The organism is Prauserella halophila (assembly GCF_024171895.1).
Lineage (GTDB): Bacteria > Actinomycetota > Actinomycetes > Mycobacteriales > Pseudonocardiaceae > Prauserella > Prauserella halophila.
This window is the reverse complement of record NZ_JAMTCQ010000016.1, coordinates 118378-132575: the sequence shown is the minus strand read 5'-3', so window position 1 is coordinate 132575 and position 14198 is coordinate 118378. Positions and strand designations below refer to the sequence as shown.

Below are 14198 nucleotides of genomic sequence, written 5' to 3'. Positions count from 1 at the left end.
CGCGTGATCAGACGACCACGAGTTCCTTCGTGCTGAGGGTGAGGAGCTCGGGAGCTGACTCCCGCACGACGAGCGTGTCCTCGATGCGGACTCCACCACGGCCGGCGAGATACACGCCGGGCTCGACGGTGACCGCCATGCCGGCCGCCAGTGTACCGGCGCCGGTCCTGGCCAAGCTCGGAGCCTCGTGGACCTCCAGGCCGACACCGTGGCCGAGACCGTGCAGGAACTCGTCGGCGCGGCCCGCCCCCGCGATGACGTCCCGGGAGACTCCGTCCACCGTGACCGTATCCGCTCCGGGAACGGCGGCCGTGACCCCCGCCCGCTGCGCCGCCAGCACGAGCTCGTAGATCTCGCGCTGCCACTCGGCGGGCGGCCCCAGCACGACGGTGCGCGTCATGTCCGAGTGATACCCGTCGACCGTGGCACCGAAATCCAGCTTCACGAGATCGCCGGCCGCCAGGACCGCCTCGGTCGGCCGGTGATGCGGGATCGCCGAGTGCGCGCCCGCGGCGACGATCGACGGGAAGGCGGGCGCCTCGGAGCCGTGGTCGAGCATGCGCGACTCGAGATCGCGCGCCACCTCGCGTTCGGTGCGGCCCGGCCGCAGTCCGCCGTCGGCGAGCAGCCCGGCGAGTGCCTGGTCGGCTGCCGCGCACGCCCTGCGCAGGGCGTCGACCTCGATTTCGTCCTTGATCAGGCGCAGGCGCTCGACCAGGCCGGGACTGCGGCGCAGCTCGACGTCGCCGACCGTCTCGTCGAGGCCCGCGTGCTGCTCGACACTCACGTACTGGCTCTCGAACCCGAGGCAGCGGTACCGCACGGGATCACCGGCCACGTGCCGGGCCAGCGCGAGCGCGCTCGCCCGGTCGACGACCGTCGTCAGATCCGGCACCTCGCAGGCCGCCTGCGCGGTGTAGCGGCCGTCGGTGCAGAACACCGTGCCCTCGTCCCCTGCCGTATGCAGTAGCAACGCGGCGTTCGAGCCGGTGAAGCCGGTGAGATAGCGGATGTTGCGCAGGTCGGTGACCAGCAGCGCATCGAGTTCGGCTGCCTGCAGCAGCTCGGCGAGCGCGCCACGGCGGCGCCGGTGCGCATCGGCGTGGGTATAGGAGGACGAGTCGGACACGGCGAACAGCTTAAGCCCGGATCGGGTGACGACGCGCCGGTGGCCGTTACAGTGGGCCGATGCCGCACTGGGTCCTCCGCGCGCTCGGTATGGCGGTGCTGCATGCCGCCGCCACGGTCGCGCTCGCCAAGATCGCCGTGTTCCAGCCCGGCGAGACAACGCTCGCGCGCGCGGCCGCGATCGGACTGCTCGTCGGTGCGGCCGCACTGTGGGGCGCGCTCGACGGCTGGGCCCGCCGCCCGGACACCGGCCGCACCTGGTTCATCGCCGGGCTGGTCACGGGCCCGGTCGCCGGGGTGCTCAGTGTCGTCGGCAAGGCGGTGCTGGTCGACCGCACCGGTGTCAGCGAACTCGGGGCGGCGCTGACCAGCGGCGCCGCGTTCACCGCGCTGCTGGTGCTGGTACCCGCCGGACTCGGGCTACTCGTCGGCTCCCGGCTACCCCGTCCCGGCTCCGATCTGGACGACGACCTGGACGAAGCGGATCTGGACAACGAGGACCTGGACAACGAGGACGCCGCCGAGCCGGCCGAGGACCGCAGCTCCGCCTCCGGTCGCGACGGCACGGCGCCCAACGACGGCGAACACGGCCGCACGTCCACCGGCCCCGGCGACGACGGGAGCGCCGAATCGCGGCCGCACCCCCCTTCCGCTCCGTCCCCTGCGGGATCGGCGGCACGGACACCCGCGGGCCGCGACGAACGCAACGAGACCGTGCTGCTCGCGCCACCGCGGGAACGCCGCCCGCGCCCCACGCCGCAGCGCCCCACCCCACAGCAACGTCCCACCCCACAGCAGCGCCCTACCCCACAGCGGCGGACACGGCCGACCGGCGAGGACGCACCCGGCGACGACCGGCCGACCGGCGGCTGAGTCCGATCGGCGGCTGAGTCCGGGCGACGCCTGAGCCCGGGCGGGACCGCCTCGAACCGGATCTTTTCGATCGGGACGGACGGTCCGAACCGGACCCGGACCCGGCCCCGGTCACGTCACCCGCTGCGGGGTGCCGATGCCCGCCGGTCGCAGGGACGTCAGGAGCCGAGGGACGGCGCGAGCGCGTACGTCCGCCACTGTTCGGTGCTGATCCGCTCCGGCTCCGAGGCGTTCGCCGCGAAGGCCTTCTCGGCCGATGCGCCGGTGACCGGCCAGATCGTGTCGCCGAGCAGGAAGCCGCGCCCCTCGGGCGAGGCGACCACCTTCGCGCCGGCTGGTAGCCGGGCTGCGACGTCGGCCTCGTCGAGAATCGGCAGCCGCCGGTCCAGCACGCCCGACGACACGGCTTCGGCCACCGACCGCCGTTCCACCCGCAGCACGCGGCCGTCGGCGATCACGTCCATCGTGCGTTCCGGTGACGGCACCGCGAACCCGTCGAGCACCGCCAGCGCGCCGCTGACGGTGCGGCAGCCCTCGAACCCGTGCGCGTCGGCTCCGAAGTGGCGCAGTCCCGTCGGCGCACCCGCCTTGCCGACGCGCGTGGCCTGCACGACGTCGATCGGAACACGTCCGCACGGATCCTCCGGGGAGACGCGCGCATGTCCCTGCGGGGTGCGGACCAGGCCCGGGCCCTCCTTCCACGGCACCGGCAACACCACCGGCTCGTAGGGCTGCGCCGAGAAGTCCCGGTTCCAGAACGTGACGGTCGTGCCGTTGTCCGTCTGGTGGGCGATCCCGAAGGCGTCCATCGCGTCGACCCACATCAGATCCGCGCTGAAGGCATCCACCACCGACCGGTCGCGGGTCGCCGCGGTGCCGTCGGCATCGGTGAATCCGTCGGGACCGAGAGCCTCGACGTTGCCGGAGAACGTCGGTTCCTTGGCACGGAGCACGAACTGGCCCGCACCGTTCCACCCGGCGGCCTTCCCGGTGGTATCGGTGAACATCAGGTAGAACCAGCCGTCGACGTGCACCACGGCAGGCTGTCCCGCGCCGTAGGTGTTGTCCCTGGCCGTGTCGTGGGCCGCCCGCACGACCGGTGAGCCCGTCCGCTTCCAGCTGCGCCCGTCGGTGCTGGTCGCCAGGCCGACGGCGTTGCCGTGATCGTGGCTGCCCGCCGCACCGGTGTAGTACAGGTAGTACATCCCGTTCACGCGGATCACCGACGGATCGCACGTGTGCTTGCCGTCGAACGACCCGGGCGCACCCGACAGCACCACCTCCGGAATGCCGCCGCCGGGAGCACGGAACGGCCCGTCGAGCCCGCCGGACCGCGCGTGCAGCAGATCGTCCCCCGGCGGCCGGGCCCGGCCGTACTGGCTGCACCACCACATGCGGGTCGTGCCGCCGTCGCGCATCACCGTCGGGCCGTAGTTGTACGGCGCGTCCGCGCCACCGTGGGCCACCACGCCGCCGCTCTTCCTGCGCCGGTCGACCTCGAGTGCGACCTGTTCCGGCTGCACCGTCCCCGACTGCGGGGAGCGCGTCGGAGCGCTGTCGCCCGCGCCGTTCCGGATCTCCGCATCGCTCGGGCTGCAGGCAGCCAGCAGCGCGACGCCGACGACGAGCGCCGCGCCCGGCGCCGCACGCCGGTCCCGGCTCCGCCGGCCCCGCACCCGCTCCATCGCGCCGACCAACTCCGTCCCTCCCCCGTACGTTCTCCCCCGAACGTCGCGCAGCGCACGACCCGGTGCCGCACAACCCGGTGCCGCACAACCCCGTACCGCACGACCCGGCACCGCATCCCCGCGCCGAACAGCGCGCGGGTGGACGCTCAGTGTACGACCGTCATCACCCGGTAGGGCGGCGACGTGGCGGTCGTCCGACGAGGATCGGTCGGTATCAACCGCCGTGGCGCGCCAGCCACTCGATCGCGAGCCGATATCCGTCGACCCCGAAACCGGCGAGCACGCCCGTCGCGATGTCGGACAGGACGCTGTGGTGCCGGAACGCCTCCCGCCGGTGCACGTTCGAGATGTGCACCTCCAGCAGCGGTGCCGACAGCTGCGCTGCGGCGTCGCGAACGGCGATCGAGTAATGCGTCCAGGCGCCCGCGTTCAGCACCACGGGCGCGCCCAGATCCGCGGCCTCGTGCAGCCAGCCGACCATCTCGCCCTCGTGGTCGGTCTGCCGGACGTCGACGTCGAGTCCCTGTGCCGCGCCGGTCTCGGTGCACAGCGCGGCGAGCCCGGCATAGGTCGCCGAGCCGTACACACCGGGTTCCCGGGTGCCGAGCCTGCCGAGGTTCGGGCCGTTGAGCACGAACACCGTCACAGCATCAGCCCTCCGCCGTCCGCGGTGCCGGACGCCTCGTCGGACGCCACGACCGAGTACGCCCCGGCCAGCAGGGCCGGATCCGGACCGTCGAGCCTGCCCGGCTTGGCCAGCCCGTCGAGCACGACGAACCGGAGCGTGCCCGACCGAGTCTTCTTGTCCGAGCGCATGTTCTCCAGCAGCTGCGACAGCGCGTCGGCGTCGTACCGGGTCGGCAGTCCCAGCGACCGCAGGACCGTGGCGTGCCGATCGGCGGTCGCGTCGTCGAGCCTGCCGGCCAGACGGCCCAGTTCGGCGGCGAACACGAGGCCGACACTGACCGCCGCGCCGTGCCGCCAGCGATAGCGCTCGCGGCGCTCGACGGCGTGACCCAGCGTGTGGCCGTAGTTGAGGATCTCGCGCAGACCCGATTCACGCAGATCCGCCGCGACGACGTCCGCCTTGACCTGAATGGCCCGGCGCACCAGTTCGCCGAGCACCTCGCCCTGGGTGTCGACCGCCGCGGCCGGGTCGGCCTCGATCAGGTCGAGGATCGTCGGGTCGGCGATGAAGCCGGCCTTGACGATCTCGGCCATACCCGCGACGAGCTCGTTCGGCGGGAGCGTGTCGAGGGTCGCGAGGTCGGCGAGCACGGCGGCCGGCTCGTGGAACGTCCCGACGAGGTTCTTGCCCGCCTCGGTGTTGATGCCGGTCTTGCCGCCGATGGCGGCATCGACCATGCCGAGCAGCGTCGTCGGCACGTTCACCAGCTTCACGCCACGCATCCACGTCCCGGCGACGAACCCCGCCACATCGGTGACGGCGCCACCACCCAGTCCGACGACGACGCCGCCCCGGTCGAGGCCCATCTGCCCGAACACGTCCCACAGGAAGTCGGCGACCTTGAGCGCCTTGCCGTCCTCGGCGTCGGGGATCTCGACGCGGTGGGCGTCCAGGCCCGCCTCGGCGAGCTCGGCACGGACCGCCTCGGCGGTCGTGGTCAACGACGGCGGGTGGATCAGTGCGACCGTCGAGGCGTCGCCGACGGTCTGCGTGAGCTCCCCGAGCAGCCCGCGGCCCACCATGACCTCGTACGGCCGCGCGGTGCGGACCTCGATGCGGACCGGTTCGCTGGTCATCCCCTGCTCCTCACAGTGTTCGTCGGGTCGCCGTTCGTCGGGTCGCCGTTCGTCGGGTCGCCGTTCGTCGGGTCGCCGATGCGCTCGAGCACCTCGGCGACGATGTCCTCGGGGGCGCGGTCGTCGGTGCCGACCTCGCAGGTGGCGACCTCCCGGTAGACGGGCAGCCGCTCGTCCAGCAGCGCCTTGTACGTGGCACGCGGATTGACGCCGGTCAGCAGCGGGCGGGCGGTCGACAGCCCCGTGCGCCGCACACCCTCGGCCATGCCGACGGCGAGGAACACCACGGTGCAGCCGGCGAGCCGCCGCCGCGTCCCGGCCGCCAGCACCGCGCCGCCGCCGAGCGCGTACACGCCGTCGTGCTCGGCGAGCGTCCGCGCGATGGTGCGTTCCTCGATCTCACGGAACACCGGCTCGCCGTCCTCGGCGAAGATGTCGCTGATCGCGCGTCCCGCCGCGGTTTCGATATCGGCGTCGGCATCCCGGAAGTCGACGCCGAGCCGCTCGGCGAGCAACCGCCCGACCGTGCTCTTACCCGAGCCCGGTGGGCCCACGATGACGACCGGCCCCTGCACCGGGCCCGTGCGGCTCGGGGTCATTCGGCGCCGCCTCGCTGCCACCACTCGTCGAGCCCTGCGAGATACCCGTCGGCGTTGCGCCGGGACTCGGCGAGCGAGTCGCCGCCGAACTTCTCCAGCGCGGCGTCGGCCACCACGAGCGCGACGACCGATTCCAGCACCACCCCGGCCCGCGGCACGGCGCACACGTCGGAGCGCTGGTGGATGGCGACGGCGGGTTCCCCCGTCTCCACGTCGATCGTGGACAGGGCCTTGGGCACGGTGGAAATCGGTTTCATGGCCACGCGGACCCGCAGCGGCTCGCCGTTGGTGATGCCGCCCTCGAGGCCGCCCGCGCGGTTGGATCGCCGGGTCACGCCCGTCGGCCCGTCGCCGGGATCGATCTCGTCGTGCGCCTGGCTGCCCCACCGATGGGCGGTGGTGAAGCCGTCGCCGATCTCGACGCCCTTCATCGCCTGCACGCCCATGAGCGCGCCCGAGAGCTTGGCGTCGAGCCTGCGGTCCCAGTGCACGTGTGAGCCGAGACCCGGCGGCAGGCCGTAGACGATCACCTCGATGACACCACCGACGGTGTCACCCGCCTTCCGCACCGCGTCGACCTCGGCGATCATCGTCTCGGTCGCGTCCTCGCCGAACGCCCGCACCGGGCTCTCGTCGATCGCGGCGAGGTCGCCGGGCTGCGGCAACGGCCCGGCGGGTGCCTCCGCACCGCCGATGGACACGACATGGCTGATCACCTCGGCGCCGAGCAGCTGCCGAAGGTACGCCCGTGCGACGGTGCCCAGTGCCGTACGCGAAGCGGTCTCACGCGCACTGGCGCGTTCGAGCACCGGCCGGGCCTCGGGGAAGCCGTACTTCTGCATCCCGGGCAGATCGGCGTGGCCGGGACGCGGCCGGGTCAGCGCCTCGTTCCGCGCGAGCCCCTCGACCGAAGCCGGGTCGACGGGGTCGGGCGCCATGACCTTCTCCCACTTCGGCCACTCCGAGTTGTCGATCTGCACGGCGACCGGACCGCCCTGGGTCGTGCCGTGGCGGACTCCGCCGACGAATTCGATCTGGTCGGTCTCGAACCCCATCCGCGGACTGCGGCCGAAGCCGAGTCTCCTCCGGGCGAGTTGTTCACCGACGTCGGACGTCGTCACCTCGACGCCGGCCACCATGCCCTCGAGAATGGCGGACAGGGCAGGGCCGTGGGACTCACCTGCGGTTATCCAGCGCAACACGTCGTCGATCCTGTCACGCCGCAGCGACGTGCCGGCAGCTACCCGGGACTATGCGTGACCGCGCCCATGCCAGTGCCCGTGCCGGCGCTCATGCCGGTGTTCATGCCGGTGCCCGCGATCGCCCTGGCCGCCGCCTCCACCTCACCGTCCAGCGCGGCGCCGGGAAACGCCACGACCAGGCAGGCACCGAACAGCATGCCGGGGCCGTGCGGCAGACCGGGTCCGTGGGGCGGGCGGCGTCCGTGCGGCGAGCCACGGCCGGTCGCCCCGCGGCACCTCCACTGCCTTGACCACCGCCTCGACCACTGCCTCGACCACTGCCTCGACCACTGCAGCACGCAGGCACCCGCGAGCGTGACGAGCGACGCCGCAGCCGCGCCGACCACGAGTGCCGGCCAGCCGACCGCGCCCGCCGCGCCGCCGAGCCCGACGGCCAGCTTGACGTCACCCGCGCCCAGCGATCGTGGGGACACCGCCCGCACCAGCGCATGCGCCCCGGCGAAGGCGAGCGCCCCGGCGGCACTCCGCACCACCAGCCCTGCCCCCGGCTCCCCCTCGCCAGCCGCGACGGCGTCCAGGGTGATGGCGTCCAGGGTGATGGCGCTCACCACGACGGCCACGCCGACGACCACTGCGGCCGCGGCGGTGAGCACGTCCGGCAGCCTGCGGTGTCGCAGGTCGGCCGCCGCCAGCGGTGCCGCCACGGCGAACACCGCCAACGGCACGGGCAGCCACCAGGCGGGCAGGCCGCCCACCGACCAGCGCCAGCCGAGCCAGGCCCAGCCGCACGCGGTCACCACGGCACACCGGCCTGCCGGCACGACGGCGGGACGCGCAGCACGGGCCGACACCCGGCACGCCGCCCACGCGACCGCCGCACCGGCGGTGCCGACGGCGAGCACGATCATCGGTTGCCACCACACGCCCGTCAGCGTGCGCCGCGGCGACCGCGATACCGAACCGTCCTGACACGAGGGGCACCACCGCTGTCACGCCGACGGCGAATGCCACTCGAGCGGGCGACCTCCACCGGCACGAGGGGACCGTTCACGCCCCAACCCGTTCGCCTTCCGCCCGTTCGCATCCCGACGGACGGTGCCGCCGGTGACGGTGCCGGTCAGTCGCTCCACGCGAACAGCTCGTCACCCGCATCGAGCGCGATGCCGTCGCCGGCAGGCCGAAGGGCCTGCTGCTGCGCGTCGAGGGCGATCACGGGCACGATCGGCGCATAGCCCGCCGCCCGCACCGCCGCCGGGTCCCAGCCGACCACCGACTGCCCGGCCCGCACGCGCTCACCCTTGGCGACGCGCAGGGTGAATCCCTCGCCCTGCTGCTTGACGGTGTCGATGCCGAGGTGCACCAGTACGGCCGCTCCGTCGTCACCCGCGATCACGAACGCGTGCGCGTGGACCGTGGTCAGCGTGCCGTCGATCGGCGCCACCGCCTCGCCGTGACCGTCGCGCGGCTCCACCGCGACCCCCGGTCCGACCATCGCCTGGGAGAACACCGGGTCCGGCACGTCGGCCAGCGCCGTCACGGTGCCCCCGACCGGGCTGCGCACCACGCGCGCCGCGCCCGTCACAGCAGGTCCTGAATGTCCTCGGCGATCGCGTCGGCCTCGGGACCGACCACGACCTGCACGACCGAACCCGCCGTCATCACGCCGTGCGCGCCCGCCTGTTTCAGCGCCGCCTCGTCGACGACCGAGCCGTCCTCGAGTTCGCACCGCAACCGCGTGATGCACCCTTCGATCTCGACGACGTTGCCCGCGCCGCCCAGGGCCGCAAGGATCTGCCCCGGCCTGTCGTCCGCCATCGCGGCCTCCCTGATTCGTGCTGCTGCGTTCTTCGTTGTTCTGCGTTCTGCTGCGTTCTGCGTTCTTCGTGCTGCCGAGTTGTGCTGGGCGTGTCCGCGCGCACCGCCTCCGGTCCGTCGCGACGTCCCGCGGGACGCGCCCCGCAGCACCCGTGTCGCACGGCCGGTACGAGCACCGCGTCAGAACGAACAGTAGCGGGTTGACACCCGGTCGAGCGACAGAGCATTCTCCGTTCCGACCGAGTGGTCTAGACCGGAATCTATCACCGGGACCGGGGGCGGCGCGGGGATCGCGAACAGTCCACGGTGAGCGCCCGATTCCCGCTAGTCTTGCCGGTCACGCCTTGTCGGCCGCGCGCCGCGGCCACCACCCGGCCGACAACACGCCACCCGTCGACCCCGTACCCACCGGAAGGGACGCTCATGAGCGATCGAGCGCAGGGCAACCGCAGAGGCCTGGCCGGTCTGCAGCGGTTCGGGCGCAGCCTCATGCTGCCCATCGCCACGCTGCCCGCGGCCGGCCTGCTGAACCGGCTCGGCCAATCCGACATGCTCGGCCGCTGGGACGCCACGTCGGGCATCGCCGACGTCTTCGTCGCCGCGGGTGGCGGACTGTTCGACTGGCTGCCGCTGCTGTTCGCGGTCGGTATCGCCGTCGGTTTCGCGCGCAAGGGCGACGGCTCGACGGGTGTGGCCGCCGCCGTCGGCTTCGTGGTGTTCAGCAAGGTGATCCAGGTGTTCGCCCCGATCGAGGAGATCGAGGGCTACTACGAGCAGACGGACGACGGCCTGGTCGAACACACCGAATGGCTCCTCCAGCCGATCAAATGGCCCTACAGCGTGCTCTCCGGCATCGTCGTCGGCCTGGTGACGGCGGTGCTGTGGCAGCGGTTCCACCGGGTGAAACTGCCGCAGTACCTGGCGTTCTTCGGCGGCCGCCGGTTCGTGCCGATCGTCAACTCGTTCGCGCTGCTGCTGCTCGGCGTGGTGTTCGGCCTGGCGTTCCCGGTCATCGACGCCGGCATCCAGGCCGCCGGTGAGGCCGCCACCAGCGACGCCGTCCTCGGCGGCGGCCTCTACGGCATGCTGAACCGGCTGTTGATCCCGGTCGGCCTGCACCAGCTGCTCAACGTGCCGCTGTGGTTCGTTTTCGAGGGCGGCGACATCAACAACTTCTTCGACGGTGACCCGACCGCCGGCGCGTTCATGACGGGCTTCTTCCCGATCTTCATGTTCGCCCTGCCCGCGGCGGCCTTCGCGATCTGGCAGTCGGCCAAACCGAGCCAGAAGAAGCTGGTCGGCGGCGTGATGCTCTCCTCGGCCCTGACCGCCTTCCTCACCGGCATCACCGAGCCGATCGAGTTCGCGTTCATGTTCGTGGCGTGGCCGCTGTACCTGATCCACGCAGTGCTGACCGGCACGTCGATGATGCTCGTCAACGCCCTCGACATCCATCTGGGCTTCTCGTTCTCCGCGGGCGGGATCGACTTCCTGCTCAACATGACCGCTCCCGCGGCGAACAAGGCGTGGTTGCTGATCCCGCTCGGCCTGGTGTACGCGGCGATCTACTACGTCGTGTTCCGCTGGGTGATCACCAAGTGGAACCTCCGCACGCCGGGCCGCGAGGACGACGACACCGACGGCGCCGAGGAGGAGAAGGACCCGGCCACTGCCGACGCCGGGACCGCCACCGACAGCGCGGCGCGGACCGGCCCCGAGTCCGCAGGCGGTGCCGGAGGCTCCGGCGGCCCCGGGAGCGGCACCAGCACCTGACGCTCCCGCCCCACGCAGCACACCGGAGAACCCGGTGCCGGCCCGGTCCGGCGCCGGGTTCTTCCGTACCGGGACGACGGCAGGCGCACCCGAACCCTCCCCGTCCTGGCCCGCCACCGCTGCCTAGGGTGGTGCGCATGGACAGCCTGCGGTTGATCGAACAGTGGCCGGTTCCCCATGCGGCGACGGCGGTCGTCGGTGCCGACGGAGCCGTGCGCGGCACCCACGGCGACACGGCGCGGGTGTTCCCGCTCGCGTCGGTGACGAAGCTGCTCACCGCCTACGCCGCGCTGGTGGCCGTCGAGGAGGGAGCCGTCGAGCTCGACACCCCGGCCGGACCGGAGGGCGCCACGATCCGCCACCTGCTGGCCCACACCGCGGGCCTGGCGTTCGACCAGCACAAGGTGCAGGCACCGCCGGGACAGCGCAGGCTCTACTCCAGCTCCGGTTACGAACAGCTCGCCGACGCCCTGGCCGAGCACTCCGGGATCCCGTTCGGCGAGTACCTGACCGAGGGCGTGCTCACGCCGCTCGGGATGACGTCGACCGCGCTCACCGGCTCCCCCGGCGCAGGTGCGGAATCGACCGTGGACGACCTCATCCGGTTCGCCGCCGAGCTGTTCGAGCCGAAACTCATCGCCCGCTCCACCCTCGACGAGGCGACGCAGGTGCAGTTCCCCGGCCTCAACGGCGTGCTGCCCGGCCTGGGCCACCAGAAGCCGAACGACTGGGGCCTCGGCTTCGAGATCCGCGACGGCAAGAGCCCGCACTGGACGGGCGCGACCAGCTCACCGCGCACGTTCGGCCACTTCGGGCAATCCGGCACGTTCCTGTGGCTCGACCCGGACGCGGGCGTGGCGTGCCTCGCGCTGACCGACCGGGACTTCGGGCCGTGGGCCGTCGAAGCCTGGCCCCCCTTCACCGACGCGGTGCTCGCCGACCTCTGACCCGGCCGCCGGCGAGCGCGGAAACCCCGCGCTACAGCGACATCACGCGGATCGGCTCACCGACCTGGTACGCGGCGATGTCGGCGACCGCGTCCCGGTAGAACACCTCGTACAGATCGCGCACGACGTAGCCGATGTGCGGTGTAAGCACCGTGTTCGGAGCGGTACGCAGCGGATGATCGGCGGGCAGCGGCTCGGTGTCGTACACGTCGAGCGCGGCGCCGCCGATCCGCCGCTCGTGCAGCGCGTCGAGCAGCGCGGCCTCGTCGATGATCGGGCCGCGCGAGGTGTTGACCAACCACGCGTCCGGCTTCATCGCCGCGAGCTCCGGCGCTCCGATCAGGCCGCGGGTACGGGAGCTGAGCACCTGGTGGATCGTCACGACGTCGGATTCGGCCAGCAACTGCTCCTTCGGGACGGCGAGGACGTCGTGCTCGTCGGCCTTCTCCTGCGTGAGGTTGGCGCTCCAGGCGAGGGTGCGCATCCCGAACGCCTGGCCGATCCGCGCGATGCGGCCGCCGAGCCTGCCGAGGCCGACGACGCCCAGGGTGGCGCCCTGCAGGCTGCGTCCCACCGACGTCTGCCAGCCGCCCTCGCGTACGGAGCGCGTCTCGTCCGGGATTCCGCGCATCGCGGCGAGGATCAGCGCCCACGTGTGCTCGGCGGTCGGGTGCGGCAGGTAGCCGGTGTGCGACACGACGATGCCGAGTTCCGCGGTGGCCTTCAGGTCGATCGCCGGGTTCCGCGAGCCACCCAGGCTGACGATCAGCCGCAGCTCCGGCAACCGCCGCAGCACGTCTCCCGGCAGCTGGGTGCGCTCACGCATGGCGACCACGACCTCGCACCCGGCGAGTCGCTCGACCAGGGCGCCGGAATCGGCGATGTGCTCGGTGAGTACGTCCACCTCGGCGCCGAGCGAGTCCCAGTCGGCCAGCTCGCGCGCGATGTCCTGATAGTCGTCGAGAATCGCGATCTTCATGGCCACACACTAACCCTGTCGTGCTGGGCACCGGGTCACGCGCACCCGCCGGCCGGTCGCACCGATCGGGACCGGCCTGGCGCGGCGCCCCGGCCGCTTTCCCGGGGGATCAGGGCACCAACAGGTCGACGCTCACCAGGTGATGGTCGGACGCATCGTTGAGCCTCGCCAGGCCGGTACCCGGTTCCGGCCAGAACACGCCGTCGTCGTGGGGCAGCAGGCCACGGGAGGGCAGCACGTAGTCGACGCGCAGGTTCCCGGGGGCCTCGTCGCCGAAGTCGGCGGTGTCGAGTCGCGCAGGCCCGACGTGCGCGTCGTTGGCGCCGCCCTGCTGCTCGGAGGCGACGACGGCACCCTCGCTGGCAGGGCGGGTGTCGCGCACGAGCGGCGCATCCAGCAGCTGCGTGGCGGCGGCGTCGAGGCTGTCCCCGTCGTGCGGGTCGGCGTTGTAGTCACCCGCGACGACGAACCGCTCCCCCGGCTTCAGGCCGCCGCGTCCGCCCGCGTCGTCATAGATGTAGCGGCCCCGGCCCGGCGCCACGTAGTCCGCCCAGAAGCGGATCTCGTCGTGGTTGCGGGTGCCGTTGCGGTCCTCCTCACCGTCGAAGCTCGGCGGCGTCGGGTGGGCGGTCAGGAAGTGCACGGTGCGGCCGCCGACGTCGATCGGCACGTCCCAGTGCGACTTCGACGACAGCCGCAGCACGTCGAGGACCTCGTCGGAGTACCAGTCGCCCGGCTCGGGGGTGGCCGGATCGTCGGGCAGCGCCGCGCCGGGCATGTCTTTCCAGCGGAACTCCTGGAACGTGCGCACCGCGCCGGTGTCGATCGGATACTTCGACAGCACCAGCATGCCGTACTGGCCCGGGAACTCGCCGAAGCCGTGCGCATCGCCGGGACCGCCGGTCTCGCCGTCCCGGTCGAGGTCGAGACCGGTGGGCACACCGGTGTTGACCGGCGCCGTGTAGGCGTGCGGGTAGTCGATCGGCGCGGCACCGTGCTGGCCCACCTCGAGGTAGTTCTCGCGGAACGCGTCGGCCGCGGCACCGCCTTCGACATGGTCGAACTCGTTGAGCAGCAGCACGTCGGGCCGGTTGCGCTGGACGACTTCGGCGACCCTGCGCGCCTGCTCGTCGTCGCCGGTGGACAGGTCGCGCAGCAGCCGGCCCTCGGCGGCACGGTTCAGCGACGCGTTGAACGTCGCGAACCGCACGTCCTCCGGACCACCCCGGCCGGAACCCGGATCGGCCGCCGCGGGCACGGATGACACGACCAGCCCTGCCGATGCGGCCACACCGACGAACCCTGACACCCAACGTGATCGACGCACGGTTACCTCCCGGAAGTCGCGCCCCACCTTACGAGTGACGGGTGAACTCCGGGCGTCCGTCGGGAAACGACCTTCCACCCGGCAACCCGAGGACCGTCACCAC

14 protein-coding genes are annotated in these 14198 nt (G+C 72.4%); 3 read left to right on the top strand and 11 right to left on the bottom strand.

Going from position 1 to position 14198, the window contains the following annotated elements:
• Window positions 1-7: 7 nt before the first annotated feature.
• A complete protein-coding gene (locus tag LY41_RS23385) occupies window positions 8-1129 on the bottom strand; it encodes a M24 family metallopeptidase (RefSeq protein ID WP_253866691.1) in 1122 nt (373 codons plus the stop codon).
• Between the two features lie 59 nt (window positions 1130-1188).
• Here LY41_RS23385 and LY41_RS23955 point away from each other — a divergent pair, with 59 nt between their 5' ends.
• Window positions 1189-2001 (top strand): B-4DMT family transporter, encoded by an 813-nt coding sequence (locus LY41_RS23955; RefSeq protein ID WP_308292302.1) that lies wholly within the window; start codon window positions 1189-1191, stop codon window positions 1999-2001.
• 158 nt (window positions 2002-2159) lie between these two features.
• On the opposite strand, the gene LY41_RS23375 is transcribed toward LY41_RS23955, so the two are convergent.
• The 8 genes from LY41_RS23375 to LY41_RS23745 form a co-directional block, all read right to left on the bottom strand.
• On the bottom strand, window positions 2160-3686 hold the full coding sequence (locus tag LY41_RS23375) for a family 43 glycosylhydrolase (RefSeq protein WP_253866689.1): 1527 nt from the start codon (window positions 3684-3686) through the stop codon (window positions 2160-2162).
• Window positions 3687-3903: 217 nt separating this feature from the next.
• The gene (gene aroQ, locus LY41_RS23370; RefSeq protein WP_253866687.1) at window positions 3904-4335 is read right to left on the bottom strand and encodes a type II 3-dehydroquinate dehydratase; all 432 of its coding nucleotides are present in this window, start codon (window positions 4333-4335) and stop codon (window positions 3904-3906) included.
• Entirely contained in the window at window positions 4332-5453 is a 1122-nt protein-coding gene (aroB, locus tag LY41_RS23365) for a 3-dehydroquinate synthase (RefSeq protein ID WP_253866679.1), read from the bottom strand. Before aroB ends, aroQ begins: the two co-directional genes overlap by 4 nt.
• Entirely contained in the window at window positions 5450-6052 is a 603-nt protein-coding gene (locus LY41_RS23360) for a shikimate kinase (protein WP_253866677.1), read from the bottom strand. Before LY41_RS23360 ends, aroB begins: the two co-directional genes overlap by 4 nt.
• Complete coding sequence (aroC, locus tag LY41_RS23355) at window positions 6049-7254, bottom strand: chorismate synthase (RefSeq protein ID WP_253866675.1); 1206 nt, start codon at window positions 7252-7254, stop codon at window positions 6049-6051. Before aroC ends, LY41_RS23360 begins: the two co-directional genes overlap by 4 nt.
• A gap of 38 nt (window positions 7255-7292) precedes the next feature.
• Window positions 7293-8177 (bottom strand): prepilin peptidase, encoded by an 885-nt coding sequence (locus LY41_RS23350; RefSeq protein WP_253866673.1) that lies wholly within the window; start codon window positions 8175-8177, stop codon window positions 7293-7295.
• Window positions 8178-8371: 194 nt separating this feature from the next.
• The gene (locus LY41_RS23345; RefSeq protein WP_253866664.1) at window positions 8372-8836 is read right to left on the bottom strand and encodes a PTS sugar transporter subunit IIA; all 465 of its coding nucleotides are present in this window, start codon (window positions 8834-8836) and stop codon (window positions 8372-8374) included.
• Window positions 8833-9219: a PTS sugar transporter subunit IIB gene (locus tag LY41_RS23745; protein ID WP_308292301.1), complete on the bottom strand. Its 387-nt coding sequence runs from the start codon at window positions 9217-9219 to the stop codon at window positions 8833-8835. The genes LY41_RS23345 and LY41_RS23745 overlap by 4 nt, the downstream gene beginning before the upstream one ends.
• Window positions 9220-9492: 273 nt before the next feature.
• Between LY41_RS23745 and LY41_RS23335 the strand changes: the two genes are divergently transcribed.
• Both LY41_RS23335 and LY41_RS23330 read left to right on the top strand, forming a co-directional pair.
• Complete coding sequence (locus LY41_RS23335) at window positions 9493-10842, top strand: PTS transporter subunit EIIC (RefSeq protein WP_253866660.1); 1350 nt, start codon at window positions 9493-9495, stop codon at window positions 10840-10842.
• 137 nt (window positions 10843-10979) lie between these two features.
• Complete coding sequence (locus LY41_RS23330) at window positions 10980-11789, top strand: serine hydrolase domain-containing protein (protein ID WP_253866658.1); 810 nt, start codon at window positions 10980-10982, stop codon at window positions 11787-11789.
• A gap of 31 nt (window positions 11790-11820) precedes the next feature.
• Here the strand turns inward: LY41_RS23330 and LY41_RS23325 are convergent, their stop codons facing one another.
• A complete protein-coding gene (locus LY41_RS23325) occupies window positions 11821-12768 on the bottom strand; it encodes a D-2-hydroxyacid dehydrogenase family protein (protein WP_253866656.1) in 948 nt (315 codons plus the stop codon).
• Window positions 12769-12877: 109 nt separating this feature from the next.
• A complete protein-coding gene (locus tag LY41_RS23320; RefSeq protein WP_372493351.1) occupies window positions 12878-14059 on the bottom strand; it encodes an endonuclease/exonuclease/phosphatase family protein in 1182 nt (393 codons plus the stop codon).
• Window positions 14060-14198: the final 139 nt, after the last annotated feature.

Coding starts and splice junctions, on each gene's coding strand:
- LY41_RS23955 (WP_308292302.1), top strand. CDS start 1,189: ATGCCGCACTGGGTCCTCCGCGCGCTCGGTATGGCGGTGCTGCATGCC.
- LY41_RS23375 (WP_253866689.1), bottom strand. CDS start 3,686: ATGGAGCGGGTGCGGGGCCGGCGGAGCCGGGACCGGCGTGCGGCGCCG.
- aroB (WP_253866679.1), bottom strand. CDS start 5,453: ATGACCAGCGAACCGGTCCGCATCGAGGTCCGCACCGCGCGGCCGTAC.
- LY41_RS23360 (WP_253866677.1), bottom strand. CDS start 6,052: ATGACCCCGAGCCGCACGGGCCCGGTGCAGGGGCCGGTCGTCATCGTG.
- LY41_RS23335 (WP_253866660.1), top strand. CDS start 9,493: ATGAGCGATCGAGCGCAGGGCAACCGCAGAGGCCTGGCCGGTCTGCAG.
- LY41_RS23330 (WP_253866658.1), top strand. CDS start 10,980: ATGGACAGCCTGCGGTTGATCGAACAGTGGCCGGTTCCCCATGCGGCG.
- LY41_RS23325 (WP_253866656.1), bottom strand. CDS start 12,768: ATGAAGATCGCGATTCTCGACGACTATCAGGACATCGCGCGCGAGCTG.